Source organism: Lachnoclostridium sp. Marseille-P6806 (genome assembly GCF_900625025.1).
Classification (GTDB): Bacteria; Bacillota; Clostridia; order Lachnospirales; family Lachnospiraceae; genus CAG-791.
In genome coordinates this window covers 304,776-329,695 of the sequence record NZ_LR130575.1, presented here as the reverse complement: position 1 = coordinate 329,695, position 24,920 = coordinate 304,776, and the positions used below count along the sequence as shown (strand labels likewise).

The 24,920-nt window shown below is 58.3% G+C and carries 19 protein-coding genes and 1 other RNA gene; 2 read left to right on the top strand and 18 right to left on the bottom strand.

Annotation, left to right across the window (positions count from 1 at the left end):
- Window positions 1–87 precede the first annotated feature (87 nt).
- On the top strand, window positions 88–1,416 hold the full coding sequence (gene aroA, locus E0E20_RS03785) for a 3-phosphoshikimate 1-carboxyvinyltransferase (RefSeq protein WP_130836832.1): 1,329 nt from the start codon (window positions 88–90) through the stop codon (window positions 1,414–1,416).
- Here the strand turns inward: aroA and queA are convergent.
- The 10 genes from queA to rsxC form a co-directional block, all read right to left on the bottom strand.
- Complete coding sequence (gene queA, locus E0E20_RS03780; protein WP_278045054.1) at window positions 1,385–2,455, bottom strand: tRNA preQ1(34) S-adenosylmethionine ribosyltransferase-isomerase QueA; 1,071 nt, start codon at window positions 2,453–2,455, stop codon at window positions 1,385–1,387. The genes aroA and queA overlap by 32 nt on opposite strands.
- Window positions 2,456–2,461: 6 nt before the next feature.
- Window positions 2,462–3,895 carry an aminopeptidase gene (locus E0E20_RS03775; RefSeq protein ID WP_130836830.1) on the bottom strand — a complete coding sequence of 478 codons (1,434 nt, stop codon included), beginning with the start codon at window positions 3,893–3,895 and terminating at the stop codon, window positions 2,462–2,464.
- 44 nt (window positions 3,896–3,939) lie between these two features.
- The gene (gene pheT, locus E0E20_RS03770) at window positions 3,940–6,360 is read right to left on the bottom strand and encodes a phenylalanine--tRNA ligase subunit beta (RefSeq protein WP_130836828.1); all 2,421 of its coding nucleotides are present in this window, start codon (window positions 6,358–6,360) and stop codon (window positions 3,940–3,942) included.
- 58 nt (window positions 6,361–6,418) lie between these two features.
- Window positions 6,419–7,468: a phenylalanine--tRNA ligase subunit alpha gene (pheS, locus tag E0E20_RS03765; RefSeq protein ID WP_130836825.1), complete on the bottom strand. Its 1,050-nt coding sequence runs from the start codon at window positions 7,466–7,468 to the stop codon at window positions 6,419–6,421.
- A 364-nt stretch (window positions 7,469–7,832) separates the two neighbouring features.
- Window positions 7,833–8,027: non-coding RNA, 6S RNA (gene ssrS / locus E0E20_RS03760), on the bottom strand.
- A 3-nt stretch (window positions 8,028–8,030) separates the two neighbouring features.
- Window positions 8,031–9,872: an aminopeptidase P family protein gene (locus E0E20_RS03755; RefSeq protein WP_130836823.1), complete on the bottom strand. Its 1,842-nt coding sequence runs from the start codon at window positions 9,870–9,872 to the stop codon at window positions 8,031–8,033.
- A 4-nt stretch (window positions 9,873–9,876) separates the two neighbouring features.
- Complete coding sequence (locus tag E0E20_RS03750) at window positions 9,877–10,224, bottom strand: hypothetical protein (RefSeq protein WP_130836820.1); 348 nt, start codon at window positions 10,222–10,224, stop codon at window positions 9,877–9,879.
- Between the two features lie 50 nt (window positions 10,225–10,274).
- Window positions 10,275–11,762, bottom strand: a complete 1,488-nt coding sequence (thrC, locus tag E0E20_RS03745; RefSeq protein WP_130836818.1) for a threonine synthase — start codon at window positions 11,760–11,762, stop codon at window positions 10,275–10,277.
- Between the two features lie 21 nt (window positions 11,763–11,783).
- Window positions 11,784–12,908, bottom strand: a complete 1,125-nt coding sequence (locus tag E0E20_RS03740) for an RnfABCDGE type electron transport complex subunit D (protein WP_130836816.1) — start codon at window positions 12,906–12,908, stop codon at window positions 11,784–11,786.
- Complete coding sequence (gene rsxC / locus E0E20_RS03735) at window positions 12,905–14,254, bottom strand: electron transport complex subunit RsxC (protein ID WP_130836814.1); 1,350 nt, start codon at window positions 14,252–14,254, stop codon at window positions 12,905–12,907. Before rsxC ends, E0E20_RS03740 begins: the two co-directional genes overlap by 4 nt.
- A 258-nt stretch (window positions 14,255–14,512) precedes the next feature.
- Between rsxC and E0E20_RS03730 the strand changes: the two genes are divergently transcribed.
- A complete protein-coding gene (locus E0E20_RS03730; RefSeq protein WP_130836813.1) occupies window positions 14,513–15,631 on the top strand; it encodes a ribonuclease H-like domain-containing protein in 1,119 nt (372 codons plus the stop codon).
- An 89-nt stretch (window positions 15,632–15,720) separates the two neighbouring features.
- Here the strand turns inward: E0E20_RS03730 and rpsA are convergent, their stop codons facing one another.
- From rpsA to gap, 8 genes are all read right to left on the bottom strand, one after another.
- Window positions 15,721–16,869, bottom strand: a complete 1,149-nt coding sequence (gene rpsA, locus E0E20_RS03725; protein WP_130836812.1) for a 30S ribosomal protein S1 — start codon at window positions 16,867–16,869, stop codon at window positions 15,721–15,723.
- Window positions 16,847–17,713: a 4-hydroxy-3-methylbut-2-enyl diphosphate reductase gene (locus tag E0E20_RS03720; RefSeq protein WP_130836811.1), complete on the bottom strand. Its 867-nt coding sequence runs from the start codon at window positions 17,711–17,713 to the stop codon at window positions 16,847–16,849. The genes rpsA and E0E20_RS03720 overlap by 23 nt, the downstream gene beginning before the upstream one ends.
- A 44-nt stretch (window positions 17,714–17,757) precedes the next feature.
- Window positions 17,758–18,441, bottom strand: coding sequence for a (d)CMP kinase (cmk, locus tag E0E20_RS03715; protein WP_130836810.1), 684 nt, complete (start codon window positions 18,439–18,441; stop codon window positions 17,758–17,760).
- Window positions 18,442–18,478: 37 nt separating this feature from the next.
- Window positions 18,479–19,756 (bottom strand): NAD(P)/FAD-dependent oxidoreductase, encoded by a 1,278-nt coding sequence (locus E0E20_RS03710; protein ID WP_130836809.1) that lies wholly within the window; start codon window positions 19,754–19,756, stop codon window positions 18,479–18,481.
- Between the two features lie 125 nt (window positions 19,757–19,881).
- Entirely contained in the window at window positions 19,882–21,249 is a 1,368-nt protein-coding gene (locus E0E20_RS03705) for an NCS2 family permease (protein ID WP_130836808.1), read from the bottom strand.
- Between the two features lie 178 nt (window positions 21,250–21,427).
- Entirely contained in the window at window positions 21,428–22,180 is a 753-nt protein-coding gene (gene tpiA / locus E0E20_RS03700; RefSeq protein ID WP_130836807.1) for a triose-phosphate isomerase, read from the bottom strand.
- A 39-nt stretch (window positions 22,181–22,219) separates the two neighbouring features.
- Window positions 22,220–23,461, bottom strand: a complete 1,242-nt coding sequence (locus E0E20_RS03695; RefSeq protein ID WP_130836806.1) for a phosphoglycerate kinase — start codon at window positions 23,459–23,461, stop codon at window positions 22,220–22,222.
- A gap of 368 nt (window positions 23,462–23,829) precedes the next feature.
- Window positions 23,830–24,858 carry a type I glyceraldehyde-3-phosphate dehydrogenase gene (gap, locus tag E0E20_RS03690; protein WP_130836804.1) on the bottom strand — a complete coding sequence of 343 codons (1,029 nt, stop codon included), beginning with the start codon at window positions 24,856–24,858 and terminating at the stop codon, window positions 23,830–23,832.
- Between the last annotated feature and the right edge of the window lie 62 nt (window positions 24,859–24,920).

Here is a 24,920-nt window from a genome sequence, read left to right as displayed (position 1 = left end):
AAACAACCCCCACCGCAGCCGCAAAACCTCGGCGCGGGGTGCCTGCGGCGCGTGCCTCGCCGGGAGTGCTTCGGCATGGTGATGATTATGATAAGACTTCAGAAAGCTGCTTCTCCTCTGCGGGGCGGGCTGTCCGTCCCCGGAGACAAATCCGTCTCGCACCGCGCGGTCATCTTCGGCGCGCTCGCAGACGGCAGGACGCGCATCATGAATTTTCTGAGCGGAGCGGACTGCCTCTCGACCATCGACTGCTTCCGGAGGCTCGGCATCGCGATCGAGGCAGACAGAGGCTCCGGCGAGGTCACAGTCTTCGGTCGAGGGCTGCACGGTCTGCTTCCCTCCTCCGATCCGCAGGAGCTCTTTACCGGAAACAGCGGGACAACCACCCGTATCCTCTGCGGTGTCCTCGCAGCCCAGCCGTTTACCACCATTCTCTCCGGAGACGAGTCGATCTGCCGCAGGCCCATGCGCCGCGTGATCGAGCCGCTGACGCAGATGGGCGCGGAAATTGTCGGCCTCAGACAGGAAAACTGCGCCCCGCTCCGCATCTCCGGCTCGCCCCTGCACGGAATCACATGGCGCTCTTCCGTCGCCTCGGCGCAGGTCAAGTCCGCCGTGCTCTGCGCCGGTCTCTACGCGGACGGCGCCTCCACGGTCATAGAGCCCGCACTGTCCCGCGATCACTCCGAGCGTATGCTGCAGGCGCTCGGCGCTTCGGTGACGACCGAGCGCCGGGAGGATGGCTTTTACATCACCATCGAGCCGGCGGACCGGCTCTCCACCCGGGATATAGAGGTTCCCGGAGACATTTCCTCCGCCGCCTATTTCATCACGGCGGCCCTCCTCGTTCCCGGCTCCGAGCTGCTTCTTAAAAATATCGGCGTGAACCCGACCCGCAGCGGCATCCTCGAAGTACTCCGCCGCATGGGCGGCGATATCACCGCGCTGAATGAAAGAAACAGCGGAGGCGAACCGGTCTGCGATCTTCTGGTCCGGCACAGCGCGCTCCATGGGACAGTGATTGAGGGAGAGCTCATCCCGACGCTCATCGACGAGCTTCCGGTCATTGCCGTGGCGGCCGCAGCCGCGGAGGGGCAAACCGTCATCCACGACGCAGCCGAGCTCCGTGTCAAGGAATCGGACCGCATCGCCTCCGTCACGGAAAATCTTCTTTCCATGGGCTGCCGGGCCGAAGCCGCCGCCGACGGCATGATCATCGAGGGCGGACGTCCCCTCTCCGGCGCTCTGATCCGCTGCCGGGACGACCACCGTATCGCCATGAGCTTTGCCGTCGCCTCGCTCATTGCGGAGGGCGAAACAACGCTCGACAACGAACGCTGCGTCGCCATAAGCTATCCGGATTTTTTTGCGGATATGGCCTCGCTCAGAGTATCAGCATCGCATCCCCGAAGCTGAAAAAGTGATAGCGCTGCTCCACGGCCGTCCGGTACGCGTTCAGCACGGCTTCGCGCCCGGCAAAGGCCGAGACCAGCATGATCAGCGTCGATTCCGGCAGATGGAAATTGGTGATGAGCCCGTCCATGACCCGGAAACGGTAGCCGGGATAGATAAAAATAGATGTGTTATCGGCTCCGGCGCGCACCATGCCGTCCTCTCCGGCCGCGCTCTCCACGGTCCGGCAGCTCGTGGTGCCGACGCAGATGACGCGCCTGCCCGCCGCCCGTGTGCGATTGATGAGTCCGGCCGCCTCCGGCGCAACCTTATACCACTCCGTGTGCATGTGATGTTCCCGCACGTCGTCCACCTTGACCGGACGGAACGTGCCGAGCCCCACATGAAGCGTGACATAGACGATATTCACGCCCTTTGCGCGAATCCTGTCCAGCAGCTCCTCCGTGAAATGGAGCCCCGCTGTCGGCGCGGCGGCAGAGCCGTCGTATTTCGCGTACACGGTATTGTACATGGCGGGATTTTCGAGCCGGTGCGTGATGTAGGGAGGAAGCGGCATCTCTCCGAGCTGATCCAGCACCTCCTCAAAGATGCCCTCGTACTGAAAACGCGCGAGGCGGTTTCCCTCCTCCATCACATCGAGAATTTCCGCCGTGAGGCGCCCGTCTCCGAAGACGACCCGCGCGCCGGGACGGAGCTTTTTCCCGGGGCGGACCAGCGTCTCCCACACATCGCCCGAACGGCGCTTCAGCAAAAGGAGCTCCGCCGCCGCGCCGGTGTCCGCCTTGGCCCCGAGAAGACGCGCCGGTATCACTCTCGTATTGTTGAGAACCAGCGTCTCTCCGGGATTCAGATAGTCGATGACATCGCGGAAGATCCGATGCTCCAGAGCGCCGCTCTCACGGCGGAGGCAAAGGAGCCTCGCCTCGTCTCTCCGGGCATACGGATCCTGCGCGATCAGCTCCTTTGGCAGATCAAAGGCATAATCCGCCGTGGAATAGCCTGCCGGAACCGCAGGGATATTGTTATTGTTCTGCATCATCATCGAGGCTCACTCGTTCCGCATGGAGCAGCTTTTAAGAAACTCGCAGTACCCGCGGTACGCCTCATAGAGATCCGCCTTACTGATCGCCTCAAAGGGCGCGTGCATGTTGAGGACCGGAACGCCGCTGTCGATGACGTTCATGCCGTAGAGCGCCAGAATATAGGCGATGGTTCCGCCGCCGCCCAGATCCACCTTGCCGAGCTCGGCCGTCTGGGTCTGGATATCCGCCGCCTCCAGAATGCTGCGCAGGTGGGCGATATACTCCGCATTGGCATCGTTGGAGCCTGATTTTCCGCGCGAACCGGTGAACTTGTTGAACACCATGCCGCGGCCGAGGTACGCGACGTTCTTCTCGTCAAAGCTCGATGCGTAGCTGGGATCATAGGCACTCGATACATCGCTCGAGAGCATGCAGCTGTTCGCAAGGCAGCGGCGGAGCTTCAGCTCGCTGTATTCGCCGGTGAGGTTCATGAGCTCCGCCAGCGCGTTTTCAAAGAAGCGGGACTGCATCCCCGTCGCGCCGACAGAACCGATCTCCTCCTTGTCCACGAGAAGGCACACGCTGGTGCGGGACACGTCTGGGGTGTCGATCAGCGCCTCCAGAGAGGGATAGGCGCACACACGGTCGTCGTGCCCGTAGCCCAGCACCATACTCCTGTCAAAGCCGGCATCCCTCGCCTTTCCCGCCGGGACGATCTCCAGCTCGGCGGACTCGAAGTCCTTTTCCTCAAAGCCGTAGCTGTCTTTCAGAATTGCGAGAACGGCGTCCTTAACCGCATCCTTTGCCGGCGCTTTCTTGTTCTTGCTGCCGGCCGTGCTCTTTGCGTCGATGATGAGCGGCTTGTTCCCGACGATGATATCAAGAGCCTCGCCCTCTATGACCTTGCCCGCCTTTTTCTCCATCTGCTCCTGCGCAAGATGAATCAGCAGATCCGAGACGAAGAACACCGGATCGTCTTCATCCTCTCCGATATTAAGGACGACGGTCTCTCCGCTCTTCTTCACCACGACGCCGTGAATGGCAAGAGGCATCGCGACGAACTGATACTTTTTGATCCCTCCGTAGTAATGCGTGTCCATGAGGGAAAAGCCGCCCGCCTCATACATCGGATTCTGCTTGACGTCGATGCGCGGGGAGTCGATATGCGCGCCGAGGATATTGAGACCGTTCTCCAGCGGCTCGCTGCCGATGCGGAACAGGACAATGGATTTGTTCATCCATACGCTGTAAACCGTATCTCCCGGCTTCAGCTTCCTGCCCTTCGCGGCGGCGCGGCCAAGCTCGACAAATCCCTTTGCCTCCACCTCGTTCACAACGAGATCGACGACTTCGCGCTCCGTCTTTCCCTCGCTGAGAAACTTCTTATAGCGCTCTGCAAAATCATAGCAGGCTTTCTGCATTGCAAGATCATAGGTCATCCATACGTTCATCCGGTCCATTTTCTTTGCCCCTTTCTTTGTGTACAGATCAATCGCAGCGGGAATCAGCTCCGAAGCTCGATTCCCATGGTAAATTTCAGCTTCTTGAGTATTTTGTTCACATAGCCGTCGACGGTATCCGCGCCGAATGCCTCCTCTTCGGGGGTAAAGGTCACGGTAAAAGCCATGGACTTCATGGAGGGCGGAATCGGCAGTCCCTCGTAGACGTCAAACAGCCGCACATCCGTGACGAAGCGGCAGGCGCTCCGGATCACCTCCTCGACTTCTCCGCAACGCACGTTTTTTTCCATCACCAGCGCAAGATCCCGCTTCTCCTCCGGAAACTTCGGCAGGGGGCGGAAGCGCGCGGGCTTTCCGTACCATTTCGAGATCCGGTCGAGATCCAGCTCTGCCAGATACGCGGGGACCCTCATATCCGTCTCTTCGCCGATCGGATAGGCGAGCTGACCGAGACAGCCGACCTCCTCGCCCTCGCACAGTATCCTTGCCGAGCGGCCGGGATGGAGGAATGAACGCCCTGCCGGTTCATAGGAAAAATGGAGAAGCAGCGTGTCCGCCACGGTTTCCGTGAGCCCCTTGAGCGTAAAGAAGCTCTCCTGTTCTCCCCAGATTCCGATGGCCAGCGCCGGCTTCTCCTCCGGATATTCCGAAAGAGGCAGGTTCTTCGGCTCAAAGCGGTTCGCCATTTCAAAGAGGCGTCCTTCGAGCGTCGCCTTTTTCTGATTCCGGGAAATCGCGCGGATCATCTGCGGGATCAGCGTCGTCCGCATGAGAGACAGATCCTCATTGATCGGGTTGACGATCCCGATGGCGCGGCGCTCCGGCGCCTCCTCCGGCAGAGCAAGCAGCTCCAGATCCGACGGAGAAAAGAACGAATAATGCATGCACTCACAGGCTCCCGCCGCGCAGAGCATGCGCTTCAGCTTAAGCTCCGTCTTCTGGCGCGGATTCCGTCCGCCCATGGTGACCTGCGCCTCCCGCAGGAACGTGCTCTCCACATGATCATAGCCATACATGCGTATGATCTCCTCCGCGATATCCGGATAGGCCTCCATATCCTCGCGGTAGGGAGGTATTTGTATCGTCAGCCGGTCTCCCTGCAGCTCGGGCTTCATATCAAGGTCTGTGAGGATGCGAATAATCTCCCGCTCCGGCACGGCAATGCCGAGAACGCCGCATATTTTTTCGAGACTCGCCTCCATGCTGCGGGACTTCGGCAGGCAGCCGGCGCTCTTGTCCTCATGGGTCGCGGAAATCTTTCCAGCTCCGAGCTCCTCGATGAGATGAAGCGCGCGGCGCATGCCGAGCTCCGCGGTATATTCATAAATTCCCCTGCTGAACGCCGCACTGGAATCCGAGGACTGGCCGAGCGCGCGGGAGGTTCTGCGGATGTTGTCGCGGGCAAAGCAGGCCGCCTCAAAAACAACGCTCTCCGTATCCTCCCGGATGCCGGAATGGAGCCCGCCCATGATGCCGGCCAGCGCCACCGGTCCCTCTCCGTCGCAGATCACAAGATTCTGATCATTCAGGACAAATTCCTTTTCGTCGAGCGTGACGATTTTCTCCCCCTTCGCAGCCCGGCGGACGACAATGCGGTTTCCCCTCAGATACCGGCTGTCGAACGCGTGCATCGGCTGTCCGATCTCCGTAAGGACATAGTTTGTGATATCCACGATATTGGAAATCGCACTGTGGCCCACAAGCGCCAGCCTCCGCCGCATCCATGCCGGCGACCCGGCGATCCGGACATCGTACACGTAATGCCCGATGTAGCGCGGACAGAGCTCCGGCGCCTCCACGGAGACGTCAAAGCCGTCGCTCCGGACGTCGGTTTCGGTATAATCCAGCGCCGGCATCCGCAGCTTTTTGCCGAGAACGGCCGCGACCTCGCGGGCGATGCCCAGAATGCTCTGACAGTCCGGGCGGTTCGCCGTGACCGCGATATCAAAGATCCAGTCGTCGAGGCCGAGAATGGGCTTTACATCCGCCCCCGGCTCCGCGTCCTCCGGGAGCTCCAGCAGCCCGTTATAGCCCGCGCCGGGATACATGTCCTCCGTGACACCGAGCTCCGTTCCGGAGCAGAGCATGCCCTCCGAGTCGTAGCCCCGGAGCTTTCCCTTAGTAATTTTTGCCGTGCCGATGACCGTTACATGATCCCTTGCCGTCTCAATGACCTGTGCACCGACCAGCGCCAGCGGAAATTTTCTGCCCGCCGCAACATTGTCTGCGCCGCAGCAGACCTGAAACACGCCGTGCGCGCCGGCATTCACGCGGCACACATACAGATGCGTGTCGGGAATCGGCTCGCAGCTCTCCACAAGCCCTGTCACGACGCCGCTCACCTCGGCGCCCAGCTCGCGCAGCTCCTCCACCTCAAATCCGCAGGAAAACAGCTTTTCCTGCAATTCCTCGGGCGTCACATCAATATCCACAAAATCTTTTAACCAGCTCAACGGTGCTAACATTTTTCCCTCCATCCGAAGCAGCTTTCCATCCGAAGCGGCTTTTTCGCAGCCTGATCTCTCATTCCTGATCTCCGATCTGATTCAGCACCTGCAGGTCCGACTCAAACAGAAGCTTGATGTTTCCGATTCCGTATTTGAGCATCGCGATTCGCTCAAGACCGATGCCGAACGCCAGTCCGCTGTACTCCTCCGGATCGATGCCGCAGTTTTCCAGCACTCTGCGGTTGACAATTCCGGCGCCCAGCACCTCGATCCAGCCGGTTCCCTTGCACAGAGCGCAGCCCTTTCCGCCGCAGGCAAAGCAGCTCACATCTACCTCGACGGAGGGTTCCGTGAACGGGAAATACGACGGCCGAAGCCGCGTCACCGCGTCCTCTCCGTACATTTTCTTCACAAAGGTATCGAGCATCCCCTTGAGATCTCCGAGCGTGATATGCCGGTCGACGACCAGTCCCTCCATCTGATGAAACATGGGGGAATGCGTGGCGTCGTCGTCCGAGCGGAAAACGCGGCCGGGGGACAGGATCTTGATCGGCGGCCTCTTTGTCTCCATGACATGAATCTGCCCCGCAGAGGTCTGCGTCCGGAGAAGAAATTCAGGAGAAAGATAAAAGGTGTCCTGCATGTCTCTCGCCGGATGATCCTGCGGCGTGTTCAGCGCGGTGAAATTATAGTATTCCGTCTCGATCTCGCGCCCTTCATAGACCTCAAAGCCCATCGAGGCGAACACATCGATCAGCTCCTCCCTCACCTGCGTGACGGGATGGAGACGTCCCGGAAGCGCTTTGACCGCCGGCTCCGTGACGTCGATTGCCTCTGCCCTGCATCGGATCGCCAGCTCCTTTTCTTTCATGCTGCGGTCGATCTCTTCAAAGCGCTGCGCTGCCCACTGCTTGAGCTCGTTGACCATCTGACCGTATTCCGCGCGCTGCTCCGCCGGCACCTCGCGCATCTCTTTCATCAGCTGTCCGATCTTTCCCTTTTTGGAATCCAGAAATTCCTTGCGCTTCTCATAGGCCGCTCTGGAGGATTCCAGAGCGCCCGAGCTGCTCAGTATCTCGTTCCGGATCTCCCGGACACGTTCCTTAAGCCCACTTAAATCTGCCATGTTTTCCTTTCCCGCCTGTATTCCGCAGACGACACCGACGTCCGGGCGCCCGGAGCATAAAAAAGCCCCCGGACAGCAGCCCGAGAGCTCTGTCCAAGGGGACGAAAAATCAATTCCGCGGTACCACCCCGATTTCTGCCGAGCGGAAAGCGCTTCCTCCGCCGCAGACACTCAATGCCGCTCACGCGTGCTCACGTCGCAGACTACTGTTCTTTCCGGTAAAAAGAAGTTCCCCTGCGCAGCTCCGGTGCGAAAATAAGAACAGCCTCTTACTCCGCGGATCCTTTCAGCCCATGAGATCCGCTCTCTGCGGAGAAGACGGTTCCCGAACACCATCTCTGCCTTTTTATGTATAAAAATGACTGCAAAGCCCGGATGTGCCGCTTCCTGCTCTTGACTCCTAGCAGTTCTGCCAGGTGGGTTATCACAGCGTCGTTTTTGTCTTCCTCTCCCATAGCCCGGAGGCCGAAGGCGTGACAGCCGCGGCAGCAATATTGAAATCCCGTTTAAAGTAATGTAGGTTCAAAAACACAGGAGTTATCGAACACCCCAGGCAACGATATTATAGCACGCTCCCATCCGGAATCACAACAGGCCGGATCTCCTCCGTGGCGGCGTTCAGCCACGCGAGCTCCGCGCCGGACAGGTACCGGCTCATCTCCTCCCGGCAGCGCCGATGGTACCCGTTCAGCCACGAAAGCTCGCGGTCGCTGAGATACCGCGGGTCGATCAGACTGCGGTCCAGAGGGACAAAGGTCAGCGGATCAAAGCGATAGAACCGGCCGTCGGAGGTTTTTCTGTCCTCGGTGCACAGAAGAATCGTCTCAATCCGGATCCCGTATTCGCCCTCCCGGTAGACGCCCGGCTCGTCCGAAACGACCATGCCGGGCACAAGCGCCACAGTGTCAGGCCCTTTCGAGGCGCGCCAGCGGATATTCTGCGGCCCTTCATGAACATTCAGGACATAGCCGATGCCGTGACCGGTGCCGCACTTGTAGTCGCTCCCGGTTCTCCAGAGCGGTTCCCTCGCGAGAATATCGAGATTCCGCCCGGTGCAGCCCTCCATGAAGACCGCATTCAGCAGCGCTAAGTTTCCTGCCGCCGTCAGGGTATACGAGCGCTTCATATCCTCCGTCACCGGCCCCAGCGCCATGGTCCGGGTGACGTCCGTCGTGCCGCGCAGATAGGTGCCACCGCAGTCGATGAGCAGCATTCCTTTCCGCTCAAGCCTTGCGCAATGTCCCTCGGACGGCTCATAGTGCATCATCGCCGCATTCGGTCCGTAGGCCGAAATCGTGCCAAAGGACAGCTCGATGAAATCCGGGATCTGCCGGCGCAGGCCATCCATATGTTCCGCGGCATCGAGCTCCGTCAGCGCTTCAATATCCGCCTCCTGCGTGAGCCAGTAAATGAAACGGCAGACCGCGGCGGAATCCTCCCGGTATATATCCCGGATGTTCTTCTGCTCCGTCCGGTTCTTGACGGCTTTCATCCATTCGATGGGGCTGTCCGCCTCCGTCACGGCGTCCTTATCGCCAAGCCCCTCGCACAGTGCAAGATACAGCGTGTAGCTGACCGAAGCGGGATCCAGAAGCACCCTGCCCTGATAGCGGTATGTCTTCAGGAAATCCGCAAACGATTCATAGGGGTGCAGCGCAAGACCGCTTTCTTCCGCCGCGGAGCGAATCTCCTCCGTAAGCTCGGCCTCCTGTACAAAGAGATGCGCCTCCTTGTCAGAAAAGAAGCCGTAGCTGAGCGCCACCGGGTTGTATTCCACATCGTTTCCGCGGAAATTGGTAATCCACATCAGATCGTCCAGACGGGAAGCGACATAGTAGCGGCAGCCTTTCTCCTCCATTTTCTCCCGGAGCCGCGCAAGCTTGTGGGAAAAGCTCTCTCCCGCCTGCTCATCGCCAAGGCGGAACATCGGGTGGCAGGGGAGCGCCGGGCGGTCCGTCCAGACCGCGTCTCCCAAATCTCTCTCTCCGCAGACAGAGGCCCCCGCCTGCGCAAGAAGCTCCGCCAGAGACGTCCCCTCCTGCTTGCTGATGCAGCGCCCGTCAAAACCGAGAACCTCTCCCCGTTTCATATTCTGCCGCAGATACTCGGGGATCGTGGGAACACCCGGCTCCTGCATCTTAAAGAGCTCTATGCCGTTTCCACGCATTTCATTTTCCGCCTGTATCCAGTAACGTCCGTCCGTCCAGAGCCCCGCCCAGCCGTCCGCCCCGACGACAAGCGTTCCGTTCGAGCCGCTGAAATTGGAAAAAAACTCTCTCTCCTTGAAGTAATCCGCGGAATACTCGGAATTGTGAAAGTCCGAGGTGGGGATCATATAGTAGTGAACGCCCTGCTCCCTCATCCGGGCGCGCAGCGCGTCAAGTCGCTCGATATGCGTGTTCATGAAATCAGTCCTTTCTGCGATTCGCAAAGCGTTTTTCCGCTTTTTTGACAGCTCTGAGATACCGTATCAGGAGAATCGTAAACACCGCGATGACGGCGAGCTCGATCTGTCCGGTTCCGGCCACCCCCGGGAAGACAACATCCCAGCCGCCTGCGAAAGCCACGGCCGCGCCCAGCACGGCCGTCCGGGGGAACATATAACGGGCAAAGCCCTCCCTGTCGCCGATCATGTTCTCCGACACGCCGGGGGACAGCATCAGATTTTTGGTGATTTTTCCCCGCGTCTTCAAAATGACGGCGGCGTAGAGCACGTACGCACCCGCCGCGATCAGTACATAATTGAATGCATTCATGGCAGCCTCCATGCCAAAGAACCTTGTGCGATAAGCGTTCCGAAAACGGGTCAGAGCCCGAGAAACCGGCGCAGCCCCGCCTCCATTCTGTCGCGGGAGCAGACCGCCGTATGGCGAACCTCGGCATCCCTGAGGCTTTCCACCGCCTCCGGAACCGGAACATTGGCGAGCGCTGCCAGCGCGTCCGCCATATCGAGATCCGTCTGCGCCTCCGGCTGTCCCAGCGCCCGCATGACGGACGATTCAAATTTGAACGGACTGGCCGTCGCCGCGATCACCGCCGGCCGGGGATCCCCCGTCTCCGCAGTATAAAGCCCGTACACATGACGGGCGACCGCCGTATGCGGATCGATGACATAGCCGGTTTTCTCATAGAGCGACGAAATAGCCTCCGCCGTCTCCCGCTCTCCGGCGTAGCCGCCCCAAAATTCCTCCAGCTTCCCCTGCATGGACTCCGTAATGGAGTAACTCCCTTTTTCCGAGAGCTCCCGCATGAGGGCCGCATTCACCTTTGCATCATCACCCGCAATATGGTAGATAAGGCGCTCCAGATTGCTCGAGATCAGGATGTCCATGGACGGGGAGGAGGTCAGAACAAACGGCCGGTTCCGGTCATAGCTTCCCGTCCGGAAAAAATCGAACAGCACCTTGTTTTCATTGGAAGCGCAGATCAGCCGGTGCAGCGGGAGCCCCAGCCGCTTCGCGTAATAGGCGGCCAGAATATTGCCGAAATTTCCGGTGGGAACAACGACGTTGATCTCCTCTCCGGCGCGGATCCTGCCCTCGCGGAGCAGTGTGGAATACGCGTGGACATAGTAGACGATCTGCGGGACGAGGCGGCCGATGTTGATGGAATTGGCCGAAGAAAAATGGTAGCCGTTCTTTTCGAGCGCTACGCGCAGCACGGGATCCGTGAACATTTTCTTCACGCTGGTCTGCGCATCGTCAAAATTCCCCTCGATCCCGACAACGCAGGTATTGTCTCCTTTCTGCGTAATCATCTGACGCTTCTGAATCGCCGAAACGCCGTCTTTCGGATAGAACACAAGAATTTTGGTCCCGGGGACATCCGCAAAGCCCTCGAGCGCCGCCTTGCCGGTATCGCCGCTGGTTGCGGTGAGAATCACAATCTCCCTGCCGTCATGATTTTTCTTCGCCGCCGTGATCATCAGATGCGGAAGAATCGAGAGCGCCATATCCTTGAACGCGATCGTCCTGCCATGAAACAGCTCGAGGTAATAGGCTCCGTCCGCCTCTGCGAGCGGGGCGATCTCCGGCGTATCGAAACGGCTGTCATAGGCTCCTGCAATACACGAGCGCAGCTCCGCCTCCGTGTAGTCCGTGAGGAACAGCTTCATCACCTGATAGGCCGTTTCCTGATAGTCCATGGCGGCAAATTCCTCAAGCGAACGGTCAAACCGGGGAAGCTCTGCCGGAACGAACAGCCCTCCGTCCCCGGCGAGCCCCTGAAGAATCGCCTGCGATGCCGTGACCGGCGCCGCGGCGCCCCTTGTGCTTCGATAGAGAATTTCTTTCATCGCTTTCCTCACATTCGTTTGCTATTCGTGTTTCTCCTGCCATGCCGCCTGCTCCGCGCCGTCCCGGACAGACTCCTCCGCTTTCATCCGGACCTCCTCCGCGTCTTCAAAAGAGACGCCGATATCGGATTCCAGAATATCGGAATCGAAATCGTCCTCCGGAAGCTCCGCCCGGACCCGCCTCTTTCTGAGCAGAGCCCGGCGGTCGCGCCTCCGGATCCGCCGCGTCTCCATAGGGCTCTGCCGGATCCCGAAAGGCCGCGGCATGGTGTGCGCATCCAGAAACGGAACCGTCAGATTCATCACCGCAAGAGCGGATACCGCCGCCTGCTCCGCATATCCGAAAAGACGGAGGACCGCGATCCCCGCGCCGAGGCCGCAGCCGTACAGAAACCGGCCCTTTCTGGTCAGCGGACGGGTGGAATAATCCTGCGCCATGACAAAGACCGTGAACAGAAATGCACCGCCCATATACTGCACCGCGAGAAATACCGGATTCCAGCCGTTGTTGCCGAAAAGAATCATAAGAAGCGTAAAGCTCATAAAGCTGCCCATCGGAATCATCAGATCCGTGATCCCGGTCAGGAGCAGAAAAGCCGCCGTCACAAGAACGGCAGCGGTGCTGCCCGTGCCGATGCACGCCGCCGTATTTCCGGTCAGCATATCGGAAAGAGAGACCGCGTCCCCTCCGGCAAGCTGCCTGAGCGGCGTAAGCGCTTCCTCTCCGGATACGGAAAAATCGTTCATTGCATCCCGGAACAGCAGCAGTAGAAGAAGCTTTCCCGTCATGGCCGGGTTCAGAAGATTTCGCCCGATCCCTCCGAACGGGAGCTTTGCAAGCAGCATTCCCGCCGCGCTTCCGAGCACGGGAAAATACAGAGGAACCGAAGGGGGGAGAATCATCCCCAGAATCAGGCCGCTGACCGCCGCGGAATAGTCATTCACCGTGACCGGCCTGCGCAGAAGCAGCTCCCAGAGCAGCTCGCAGAGGACCGCCGTCAGCGTGGAGATTCCCATGATCAGGGCCGCGCGGGCGCCGTAATGAAAGATCCCCGCCCCGGCCGGCGGGAGCAGCGCCAGCAGCACAAGGAACATCATTCCCATCGTGGTATTCGCTGATTTGGTAAAGGGCCTGACCTCTGTCATCCGAACAATCTCCTGCTGTAATCTCCCGCCTTTTCCGGCCGGGAAACAATGCTCTCTCTCATCTCCGTGATCCGCAGGGACAGCGGAAGCTTGGAGGGACAGATGTAGCTGCAGCTCTGGCACTGACAGCATTCCAGCCCGTTGTGCGTGATGAACGCATCCTCATTCTGACGCTCCGCATCGCGCAGCAGCTGGATCGGGACCAGATGATTCGGGCAGGCCTCGACGCATCTGGCGCAGCGGCTGCAGGCGGTCTCCCGCATCACCTCTGCCCGGTCTCTTGACAGCGCCACGATCTGTGAGCTCATTTTCGTGACCGGCACATGAAGATCTCTGATGCGCCGCCCCGTCATGGTTCCTCCGTCCAGAATCAGCGCCGGCTCCCGCACAAAGCCGCCCGCCCTCTCGATCAGCTCGTCGTAGCTCATGCCGATGCGGACGCGGAAATTCCCCGGCTTCGCGACGCAGTCCCCCGATACGGTGATCAGTCTCGTGAGGAGAGGCTCATACAGCATGACCGCCTGATTAACCGCCACCAGCGTATCCACATTATGAACGATGCAGCCGATGTCGGAGGGCAGCATTTTTCCGTTCAGCGTGCGCCCGGTGACCGCATAGATCAGCTGCCGCTCGGAGCCCTGCGGATACTTGGTCTGAACCCGCTTTACATAAATCCGCGGATCATCCCGGGTAATGCTGCGGAGCTCCCGAATCACATCCCGGAGCTGCTCGTCGATCGCAAGGATCCCTCTCGCCCGCGGGAATACCTTAAGCACAATCCGCAGGCCGTTGATGAGCTTGCCGGGATTCTCGACCATACGCCGGTAATCGGAGGTCATATACGGCTCGCATTCCACGCAGTTGGCGATCACATAGTCGATCTGCTCCGGATGCTCGGGAGAGAGCTTGATATGGGAGGGAAGTCCCGCTCCGCCCATGCCGACAATTCCGGCCTGCTTTACCGCGCGGATAATGACGGCGTCCGTCAGCTCCTCGAAGCGGCGCGGCTCCGGATAGGGAATCTCGCTGAAGCGCCCGTCGTTGCGGATGATGATGCTGCGCTCCGTTCCTCCCCCCGCGACGTGAAAGTCCCGGATCGCCGTGACGACCCCGGATACGGAGGCGTGAAGATCCGCCGAAAATTCGCCGTCCGCCTTGGCGATCCTCTGCCCGGTGAGCACCGGATCACCGGGTGCCACCACCGGAACCGCGGGCCGTCCCATATGCTGTTTCAGAGGAAACACGACAATATCGCTGTGCGGCACCACCGTCCGGATTCTGGTGTGCCGGGACAGCTCCTTGCCGTCATAGGGATGAATTCCTCCGCGAAAGGTTCCGATCGCCATAGTCGTCCTCATCGTCCGCGGCGCCGTCTGTCTCAGGCCCCGCGCAAGCTGCGGCATGCACGGCAAAAAACTGCCGGTCCGCGCTCCATATTGTATCATACCGGCCGACGGTTTTGTACCGATATATCGCGCGCCGTCTCTGTCACGGATATGTTAAAATGAATTGAAATATGTATTTCGTAAGCACAGCATCATAAAACCATGCTGCAAAACAAACAGCACGAAGAAATGAAACAACACCACGAAATGAGGTAAGCTATGCGCACCATTCGCAAGACCATCGATTCTGTTCCGGATCTGCGCCCGGTCTCCAGCTCTCCGGAGGAGCTCATGATTTTCGATATTGAGACGACCGGTCTCAGCGCACGGAATCACTCCGTATTTCTGATCGGCTGCATCATCTTCCATTCCGACGGAAAAAACGGCGAACTGGTTCAGTTTTTTGCGGATTCCCCGGAGGAGGAGCCTCTGCTCCTATCCGGATTCTGTTCTCTTGCAGCAGACAGGCGGACGCTCGTCCACTACAACGGTCAGAAATTTGACCTGCCTTTCCTGCGGGAGCACGCTCTGCGCTGCGGCATGCCGGATCCTTTCACGGCGATGCGCTCCGTCGATATCTACCGGACTGCAGCGCGCTTCCGCAATCTTCTCGGTCTGACCGACGGGAAGCAGCAGACCGCCGAGGCGTTTCTCGGCACCGGGCGCACCGAAAGCACCAGCGGCCGGGATATTGCCGCCATGCACAGCAGCTGGCTGAAAGACCGAAACCCGCAGTTCCTCGAGGCGATTCTTGCACACAACGAGGCGGATCTCCGCGGTGTTATGAGGCTGATCCCCATGCTGTCCTATGATGCGCTGCCGGAGGAGATCCCGGTCGTCTATCGCGCGGAGGCCTCCTCGTACACCGATTATCTCGGAGAATCCCGGGACGAGGTCATCCTGCGCTTCCGTTTCCGGACTCCCGTTCCCAGACCGGTATTCGGCTCCCGGGACGCCTGCTTTTTCAAGGCGGAGGCGGGCGGAGACGGAACGGAGGGAATTGTCAAGATTCCTCTCTTTTCCGGAGAGCTGAAATATTTTTACGCCGATTATCACGATTACTACTACTTCCCGGAGCAGGATCAGGCTCTGCATAAATCCGTCGCTGTCTACGCCGACCGGACGCACCGGTTTCCGGCCCGGCCTGACAACTGCTATACACGGAAAACCGGAGCTTTTCTCCCGGAATGGGATCTCTTCCGGACGCCGTTCTATAAAAAGGATTATCGTAGCGCGGCCCTCTTCTTCGAGCTCACGCCGGAGGTCAAGACAAGCCGCCGCATTCTGTCCGAATATGCCGCCTACGCCATCCGTCATATCATCGACGGCTGCCGGTAAAGGCTCAAAAGCTCCGGACAGCTTCAAAAAAGGACCTTGCCGCAGGGGCAGGGTCCTTTTCAACATACGAATCAATGACTGTGCAAATATTATTTTTCGTCGCTCTGCGCCGCAATCGCCGCCTCGACGTCGACCGAAACAACATCCGCATCCATATCATTTCTTCTGCTGCGGCGCTCCTCGTCCTGAAGCAGCGCTTTGACAGAAAGGCTGATCTTGTTCTCGGCCTCGTTGAATTCCACGATCTTCGCCGTGACCTCGTCGCCGGTGCGAAGCACATCCGAGGGCTTCTCGATATGCTCTCTCGCGATTTGAGAGACATGAAGCAGGGCATCGATACCAGGCTCCAGCTCGATGAACGCGCCGAAATCGGTCATTCTCGCCACTCTTCCGGTCACAACATTGCCCGCCGCATACTTCTCTGCGGCGCCCGCCCACGGATTCTCATCGGGAAACTTGAGGGACAGCGCGATCTTCGTGCCCTGAATATCCTTGATCAGAACTCTCAGCTTCTCGCCGACCTTGAAGACCTTCTTCGGATTCTCGACACGGCCCCAGCTCATCTCGGAGATATGAAGCAGGCCGTCGGCGCCACCCAGATCAACGAACGCACCGAAATCAGTGATGTTCTTGACCGTGCCCTCGACGACATCGCCGGGCTGAATCGTCGCAAAGAGCTTCTTCTGAAGCTCCGCTCTCTCTGCAAGCAGAAGCTGCTTGCGGTCGCCGATGTATCTGCGTCTGTGCGGATTGTACTCGGTGATCACAAACTGAATATCCTGATCCTGATACTTTGTGAGATCTTTCTCATAGGTATCGGAAACAAGAGACGCCGGAATGAATACGCGGACGCCGTCCACGCTGACGCTCAGGCCGCCGGAAAGCACCTGCTCGACTTTCGCCGTGAGCACTTCCTTGCTGTTGTAGGCCTCCTCGATGCGCTTGTTGCCGCGGTCGGCCGCCAGTCTCCGGTAGGACAGAAGAACCTGCCCGTCACCGTCATTGACCTTGATGATCTTGACCTCGAGAGAATCCCCGACATTCAGCTTGGTTGTCAGGTCAAGCGAATGGTCGGTGCTATATTCGCTGCGCGTAAGAATACCGTCGGACTTGTAATTGATGTTCAGTACGGCCTCTTCCGGCTTGACGTCGATAATCTTGCCTTCTACGACCTCTCCGTTGCGAATTGTCCTGAATGACTCATTCAGCATCTGTTCAAAATTTTCCATCTCGGACATGATTTTGAACCTCCTCAATGATATTTTTTGGGGTCGATGCCCCTGCGGTAATGCCAATCACCTTTTCCTCTCCGGTCAGTTCCAGAGCAAGGTCTTCTACCGTCTGTATGAAAAAAGTGTTCGGGCATTCCTTTCTGCAAATCTCATACAGCTTTGCAGAATTGGAACTTGTCCTCCCACCTATAACGATCATTACATCTGCGATCTTCGCGATCCTGCGGGCCTCTTCCTGACGCTCCCGCGTCGCATTACAGATGGTATTGACAATACTCATATTGTAACGTCGTTTCTGCAAAATAGCAATAAGTTCATTGAATTTTTCGACCTGAAACGTCGTCTGCGAAACAACGCACACTGGTCTTTCCGGATCCCCGCGGTAGCTTTCCGCCTCCTCCGCTTTCCCGATGACAGCCGCCGGCGTGGAGGACCATCCCATGATTCCCTCGACCTCCGGATGTCCCGCGTTTCCTATAATGACGATCTGCGCCCCCTTTGCGCTCTCCTCCTCCACAATACGGTGAATCCGCTTGACAAAGGGGCAGGTTGCATCGATGCAGCGCACTCTGCTGCTCTGTATCTGTTCAAAACGCTCCTTGGAAACCCCATGCGACCGGATCACAAGCGTTCCCCCTGTGAGTCCGTCGATTTCCTCCGGCGTTTCCACAACGCGGACGCCCTTTTTTTCAAAATCGGACACCACTCTTTCGTTGTGAATAATCGGGCCGTAGGTGTGAATTTTCTCTCCGCGGGCAATTTCCTTGCAGACCGCATCCACCGCCTTCTGCACGCCGAAGCAGAACCCTGCCGACTCGGCCGTGATCACCTGATAATGCGGTTTTTTCATAATAATCCTCCATGCCGAAGCGTTCCCCAGCGAAGAACGCGCTATTATCCTTTCTGTGAGGCTCCGGTCTTTTCCCGAAATACGGCGATGATACGATCCGAGACCTCCTCGATCGTCATATCCGAGGTATCAAGATACACCGCATCCTCCGCCTGCCGGAGCGGAGAAGTTTCCCGGGTCATGTCCCGGTGATCCCGAGCGGCAATGTCCCGTCCGATGGCAGCGGTGTCCGCCGGCTCCCCCTTGGCGAGGAGCTCCGCCGCACGCCGGGCGGCCCGCACCTCCACACTGGCCGTCATATAGATCTTGCAGTCCGCACCCCGAAGAACGACCGTGCCGATATCCCGCCCGTCCATGACGACATCCGTCTTCGCAGCGAGCTTCTGCTGGAGCTCGACGAGCTTCTCCCTGACAGAGGGATTCACACTGCTGGCAGATGCCATATTGCCGGCCTGCTCCGTGCGGAGCAGCGGATTGACATTTTCCCCGTTCAGAAGAACTATCTGTTCTCCATCCTGATAACAGATGGAAATATCCGCCTCACCGCAGGCCTTTCCGATCGCCTCCGCGTTCTCCGGTGAAATTCCCCTCCGGAGAAGAAACACCGCCATTGCCCGGTACATCGCCCCGGTATCCACATAAATGAAGCCGAGCTGCCGCGCCACCCGCCTTGCAATGGTGCTTTTCCCCGCGCCCGCAGGTCCGTCAATCGCAATACTGAACGCCATATTTCCTCCATAAACAAGCGGCGCTGCGCCGTCCTTTTTACCGCACGCTCTCTCCCGCAAGATGTCCGGTCGACCATGCAATCTGCAGATTGAAGCCCCCGGTCACCGCGTCGACATCCAGAATTTCACCGGCAAAAAAGAGCCCGCGGACAAGTCTGGATTCCATGGTGGAGGGATCGACCTCCCGCACACTGACGCCGCCCCGCGTGACAATCGCCTCGCGGAACCCCCTGTTCCCCCGGAGTGTGAGCGGTATGCTCTTCAACAGCGCGGTAAACGCCCGTATCTCACCCGCCTGTATGCTCTTCGCTGCCCTTTCCGGCGAAATCCCGGAGAGCTGCACCGCCGCATCCCGGAGACGCAGGGGGAACAGTCCGGCGACTGCATTGGAAAAGCGACGCTCCGGCGCCTCCTCAATAAGCGACCGGATCCGGCTCTCAAGCTCTTCCTGTGAAACCGCAGGCTTGAGATCGATCAGAAGCCGGAAGCCGCCCGGATACTGCGAAAAGTTACAGTTCGCGGAACCGGTCAGAATCAGCGGACCGCTGAGTCCGAAATGTGTAAAGAGCATTTCACCGAAGCCAGAATAGACGGGGCGGCGCTTTTTCCCTCCGTCGCTCTCCGCCTCCGATTCCAGAGGCCGGATAGAGACAGAGACATTTTTCAATGAGAGCCCCTGCAGCTCAAGAGGCCAGCGTTCCGCCGTCTCCATCGGGACCAGCGAGGGCAGACATGGTGTAATATCGTGCCCCGCCTCTGCCGCCATGCGGTGGCCGTCGCCGGTAGAACCGGTTGAGGGATAGGACAGGCCTCCGGTGCATAAAATGACACTGTCTGCCGGGAGAACACTTCCGTCCCCGAGGCAGACGCCCGTGATTTTCTTTCGAGCCCCGTTCTCCGCCTCCACGGCAAGATTCTGCGCCGGCGTATGAAAGCGCACGGACACCCGCTTTCTCTTCAAATGCCGCATCAGAGCGTCCGTCACATCACAGGCGTGATCGGAAGCCGGGAATACCCGGAGTCCCCGCTCCGTCTTCACAGGGCAGCCGTTTTCATCAAAAAAACGCTTCACCGCCTCGTGGTCAAAGCCGTACACACTGCTGTATAAAAATTTAGGATTCCGCACCACACGATCAAAAAAATCTTCCGTGCTGCAGTCATTGGTGAGATTGCAGCGACCCTTGCCGGTAATGTAAATCTTTTTCCCGGCTTTCTCATTCTTTTCGATCACCGTGACCCGGTGTCCCTGATCCGCTGCGGCGCAGGCCGCCATCAGACCGGCCGCCCCCGCTCCGATTACAATCACTCTGCTCATAATTATTTATAAAACAATATTCCCGGACAAAAGGCAAGCCCGGTGCAGAGAAAGCACCAGCCTCCCCGCACCGGACCCATCCGTGTGTTCCGCTCCGGAGCCGCAGCCCCGGAGCCGCATGAATATTACATGAAGTTTGTCACCAGCGTCACGATACGGAGCGCAAAGAGTACAAACACCACCCACATGACCGGGCTGACATCCCTGAACTTGCCCTCTGCAACCTTGATAATGACCCATGTAAGAATGGCAAACATGATTCCGGTCGCAATACTGTACGCAAGCGGCATCATCACAATCGCCATATAGGCTCCCGCAACGTCCGCGATATCTCCGTCAAAGCTGATCTTCTTCGCGGAGCTCAGCATCAGCATGCCGACGTACAGAAGAGCCGGAGCCGTGGCAAAGCCGGGAATCGCAAGAAAGATAGGGCTGAGAATCAGAGAAACAAGGAACATAAGCCCTGTCGTCGCCGCCGTAAGGCCGGTGCGTCCGCCAGCCGCTACACCGGCGCTGGATTCAACGAAGCTCGTGATGGTGGAGGTTCCGAGGCAGGCGCCGGCGATGGTGCCTACCGCATCCGACATCAGAACCTTTCCGACACGGGGAAGCTTGCCGTCCTTGTCAAGGAGATCCGCCTTGTCCGCCACGGCGACCACTGTGCCGACCGTGTCAAACAGGTCGACATACAGGAAAGAAAACGTGATCGCGACGAACTGGATCATATGCTTTGCCACCCAGCCGAAGTCGAACTGGAATGCCGTATTGCGAATGCCGCCGAGCTGAAGTCCCTGTGAGAAATTCGGAATCAGGCTGTAGACGCCCGCCTCCGCATCGACATGATACCAGCCGAGCTTCTCCGCGCAGATGCCCAGAACCCATGTCGCAAGAATACCGATCAGAACCGAGCCCGGAACCTTGTAGTGCGCCAGTATCAGAATAATCAGAAAACCGATGAGTGCAAGGCACACCTGCGCCTCACCAAAGCTCCCGAGTCCGACAATCGTCGCGTCGTTCGCCACAATGACGCCGGCGTTCTGCATGCCGATGAAAGCAATAAACAGACCGATGCCAGCGGAAATGCCGTTCTTGAGGTTCACCGGAATGCCGTTGATGATCTGCTCTCTCGCCTTGAGCGCCGAAAGAAGAACAAAGATCACACCCTCAACCAGAACCGCCGTCAGAGCAACCTGAAACGCGTTCGCCTCTCCGCCGAGCTCTCCGAGGCAGACGGTGTAGGCAAAATAGGCATTCAGTCCGAGACCGGCGGAAAGCGCGATCGGGTAATTGGCCAAAAATGCCATGATGAACGTCGCGATGGCAGATGCCAGCGCCGTGGCGACAAAAACGCCGCTCCGATCCATCACGGTTCCGAGGATATTGGGATTGACCGCCAGAATATACGCCATGGTGAGAAACGTGGTAAGACCGGCGATCACTTCCGTTTTCACGGTCGTGCCATGCTCCTTCAGATGAAACATTTTTTCAAACATAATTTTCTCCCCTGCCGAAGCGGCTCACGCTCCGGCTGCATCGGTTCCTCATAAGAAATAAGAAAAATGTACAGGACTGTCGCACCGCAGGGCAGCCAATAGAATATTTCAGATGCAACAGCCCTGTAAAAAGACTGCTTGCAGATCAGTCTGCCGACAGAGTCAGATCATGCAGCGCTCACTTGTTGTAGTTGACAATCCTGCCGAACTCTTCTTTCAGCGCCGCGCCGCCGATCAGTCCCCCGTCAATGTCCGGCTTCGCGAGAAGCTCCTTACAGTTCCCGGCGTTCATGGAGCCGCCGTACTGAATGCGGACCTTCTCCGCTGTGCCGGCATCATAAATCTCCGCAATCGTCCTGCGGATCGCCGCGCAGACCTCTTCCGCCTGATCGGAGGTCGCCGTTCTGCCGGTTCCGATCGCCCAGATCGGCTCATAGGCGATCACCATGCCCGCAACCTGCTCTGCCGTCACGCCCTGCAGATCCGATTTGATCTGCAGACTGATCCAGTCAAGCGTAACGCCGGCTTCACGCTGCTCCAGCGTCTCCCCGCAGCAGAGGATCGGGATAAGTCCCTTTTCCAGAGCCTTGAGAACCTTTCTGTTGAGGAATGCGTCATCCTCGTGATAGTACTGTCTCCTCTCGGAGTGGCCGATGATGACATACTTTACGCCGGCATCAAGCAGCATATCCGCAGAAATTTCACCGGTAAAGGCGCCGCTGTTCTGATCGGAAAGATTCTCCGCGCCGAGCTGTACATTCGTGCCGCGGATCGCCTCCGCGACCGGGACAATGTCAATGGCCGGCACACAGTAGACGACGTCGACGTCCGGATTGTTCACGAGCGGCGCAAGCAGCGCCGCCAGCTCCTTCGCCTCACTGGGAGTCTTATTCATCTTCCAGTTGCCGGCAATGATCTTTTTTCTTGCCATGATGTAATTCCTCCATAATTACGCTCTGTCTTTTTACTATCAGTTCTTATCGTCTGCGGAAATAACGCCCGGAAGCTCCTTCCCCTCAAGGAACTCGAGAGAAGCCCCGCCGCCAGTAGAAATGTGAGACATCTTATCGGCATAGCCGAGCTGATTAACCGCCGCCGCGGAGTCTCCGCCGCCGATGATGGTCGTCGCCTCGGTCTCTGCGAGAGCCGCAGCAACCGCCTTTGTGCCCTCTGCCAGAACCGGATTTTCGAACACACCCATCGGTCCGTTCCATACAACCGTCTTCGCGGACTTCACCGCCTCCGCGTAGATTGCTCTGGTTTTCGGTCCGATGTCCATGCCCATCTTGTCCGCAGGAATACTGTCAATATCCACGACAGCCGTCTCAATGGAGGGGTCATCAATGGGGTCGGGGAACACAGCGGTCGTGACCGCATCCACAGGGAGAAGCAGCTTTTTGCCGAGGCGTTCCGCCTTTGCCAGCATCTCTCCGCAGTAATCCAGCTTGGTTTCGTCACAGAGCGAGGTTCCGATCTCCCTGCCCTGCGCCTTGACAAAGGTGTACGCCATGCCGCCGCCGATGATCAGCGTGTCGCACTTCTCGAGAAGATTCGAGATGACGTTCAGCTTGTCCGCCACCTTGGCGCCGCCGAGGATCGCAACGAAAGGACGAACCGGATCCTCTACCGCATTGCCTAGGAACTGAATTTCTTTCTGCATCAGATATCCGACAGCGCAGTTTCCGCCTTTTTCACGGATATACTTCGTCACAACCGCAACCGAGGCGTGCGCTCTGTGCGCGGACCCGAACGCATCGCAGACATAATCATCCGCAAGCGCCGCCAGCTCCCTGGCAAATGCCTCGCCGGCCTCCTGCGGCTTGGTTTCCTCCTTGCCGCGGAAGCGGGTATTCTGCAGAAGAATCACGTCTCCGTCCTGCATTGCCGCCACGGCCGCTGTTGCCGCCTCGCCGGTTACGTTATCATCCGCAATGAACTTCACTTCCCTGCCGAGCTTTTCGGAGAGACGAACCGCGACCGGCGCAAGGGACTCCGCCTCGTTGGGACCGTTCTTCACTTTACCCAGATGGGAGCAGAGAATGACCCTTGCTCCCTCGCCGATCAGTCTGCTGATCGTCGGAAGCGCCGCCGTGATACGGGTCTCATCTGTGATTTTTCCGTCCTTGAGTGGAACATTAAAGTCACATCTTACAAGAACTTTTCTTTCGGCTGCGTTAAAATCATCAACCGTTTTTTTATTCAATGCTGCCATGATGATTCCTTTCCGTCCGCGTTTCCTACCGCGGGCATTGTTTTTTATTTTCTTCTGTTTGATAAAACCGCGAACCGCCGCCTGTCTGTGCCGCGGTTCACAGAAAAGGGGTCCGGCCCTCTCAAAAGGCCGGACCCCGGTGTTCAAGCGTATTTTCTTCACATCGCCGCCAGCACACACCGCTTCGCGCTGTTTGCTGGCGCGGCTTCGCACACAAGCCGTCAGGCGGCCTCAAGCCATGCCGCCAGCACACACCGCTTCGCGCTGTTTGCTGGCGCGGCTTCGCCGTATAGCTCCGCTCTCATGCACTCCGCGCTGCGAGCAAGCTCGCGGCGGAGCGCTGAGAGCGGAGCTGCATGGCTCAGTGATCAGCCAAGTTCTGCGAAGTACTTGATGGTACGAACCATCTGGCTCGTATAGGAGTTCTCGTTGTCATACCAGGAGACAACCTCGACCTGCGTCTTGCCGTCCGGAAGGGGGCTGACCATGGTCTGGGTCGCATCAAACAGGGAACCGAACTTCATGCCGATAACGTCGGAGGAAACGATCTCGTCGGTCGTGTAGCCGAAAGATTCCGTAGCCTCCGCTTTCATCTGTGCATTGATCTCCTCCTTGGTCACGGCCTTGTTCACCACTGCGAACAGAAGCGTAGTGGAGCCGGTAGGAGTGGGAACGCGCTGCGCAGCACCGATCAGCTTGCCGTTCAGCTCAGGGATGACAAGGCCGATCGCCTTGGCAGCGCCGGTGCTGTTGGGAACGATGTTGATCGCGCCCGCACGGCTTCTTCTCTTGTCGCCCTTTCTCTGCGGTCCGTCAAGGATCATCTGATCGCCGGTATACGCATGGATGGTGCACATAATGCCGGACTCGATCGGAGCGAGGTCATTCAGAGCCTTTGCCATCGGAGCGAGGCAGTTGGTGGTGCAGGACGCCGCGGAAATGATGGTGTCATCCTTGGTCAGCGTCTTATGGTTGACGTTGTAAACGATGGTCGGAAGATCATTTCCTGCAGGAGCGGAAATAACAACCTTCTTCGCGCCGGCATTGATGTGAGCCTGCGCCTTTGCCTTGCTGGTATAGAAACCGGAGCACTCAAGCACGACGTCGACACCGATCTCGCCCCAAGGGCAGTTGTTTGCATCGGGCTCTTTGTAGATCTTGATGGTCTTGCCCTTAACGGTGATGGTGCCCGCCTCGTCGTCAGCAGTAACCTGATCTTCCTCACCGACAGCGATGTATCTGCCCTGAGAAGAATCATACTTCAGAAGGTGTGCGAGCATGGAAGGGGTAGTCAGATCGTTGATCGCAACGATCTCATATCCCTCAGCCCCGAACATCTGACGAAACGCCAGACGGCCGATACGACCGAACCCATTGATAGCTACTTTTACTGCCATGTTAAGTCTCCTCCATAATGTGAGTTTATTGCATATGTTCGACGCTTCGATATTGATAAGGA

Coding starts and splice junctions, on each gene's coding strand:
- aroA (WP_130836832.1), top strand. CDS start 88: ATGATAAGACTTCAGAAAGCTGCTTCTCCTCTGCGGGGCGGGCTGTCC.
- queA (WP_278045054.1), bottom strand. CDS start 2,455: ATGATGATGCAGAACAATAACAATATCCCTGCGGTTCCGGCAGGCTAT.
- E0E20_RS03775 (WP_130836830.1), bottom strand. CDS start 3,895: ATGGACCGGATGAACGTATGGATGACCTATGATCTTGCAATGCAGAAA.
- pheT (WP_130836828.1), bottom strand. CDS start 6,360: ATGTTAGCACCGTTGAGCTGGTTAAAAGATTTTGTGGATATTGATGTG.
- pheS (WP_130836825.1), bottom strand. CDS start 7,468: ATGGCAGATTTAAGTGGGCTTAAGGAACGTGTCCGGGAGATCCGGAAC.
- E0E20_RS03755 (WP_130836823.1), bottom strand. CDS start 9,872: ATGAACACGCATATCGAGCGACTTGACGCGCTGCGCGCCCGGATGAGG.
- E0E20_RS03750 (WP_130836820.1), bottom strand. CDS start 10,224: ATGAATGCATTCAATTATGTACTGATCGCGGCGGGTGCGTACGTGCTC.
- thrC (WP_130836818.1), bottom strand. CDS start 11,762: ATGAAAGAAATTCTCTATCGAAGCACAAGGGGCGCCGCGGCGCCGGTC.
- E0E20_RS03740 (WP_130836816.1), bottom strand. CDS start 12,908: ATGACAGAGGTCAGGCCCTTTACCAAATCAGCGAATACCACGATGGGA.
- rsxC (WP_130836814.1), bottom strand. CDS start 14,254: ATGGCGATCGGAACCTTTCGCGGAGGAATTCATCCCTATGACGGCAAG.
- E0E20_RS03730 (WP_130836813.1), top strand. CDS start 14,513: ATGCGCACCATTCGCAAGACCATCGATTCTGTTCCGGATCTGCGCCCG.
- rpsA (WP_130836812.1), bottom strand. CDS start 16,869: ATGTCCGAGATGGAAAATTTTGAACAGATGCTGAATGAGTCATTCAGG.
- E0E20_RS03720 (WP_130836811.1), bottom strand. CDS start 17,713: ATGAAAAAACCGCATTATCAGGTGATCACGGCCGAGTCGGCAGGGTTC.
- cmk (WP_130836810.1), bottom strand. CDS start 18,441: ATGGCGTTCAGTATTGCGATTGACGGACCTGCGGGCGCGGGGAAAAGC.
- E0E20_RS03710 (WP_130836809.1), bottom strand. CDS start 19,756: ATGAGCAGAGTGATTGTAATCGGAGCGGGGGCGGCCGGTCTGATGGCG.
- E0E20_RS03705 (WP_130836808.1), bottom strand. CDS start 21,249: ATGTTTGAAAAAATGTTTCATCTGAAGGAGCATGGCACGACCGTGAAA.
- tpiA (WP_130836807.1), bottom strand. CDS start 22,180: ATGGCAAGAAAAAAGATCATTGCCGGCAACTGGAAGATGAATAAGACT.
- E0E20_RS03695 (WP_130836806.1), bottom strand. CDS start 23,461: ATGGCAGCATTGAATAAAAAAACGGTTGATGATTTTAACGCAGCCGAA.
- gap (WP_130836804.1), bottom strand. CDS start 24,858: ATGGCAGTAAAAGTAGCTATCAATGGGTTCGGTCGTATCGGCCGTCTG.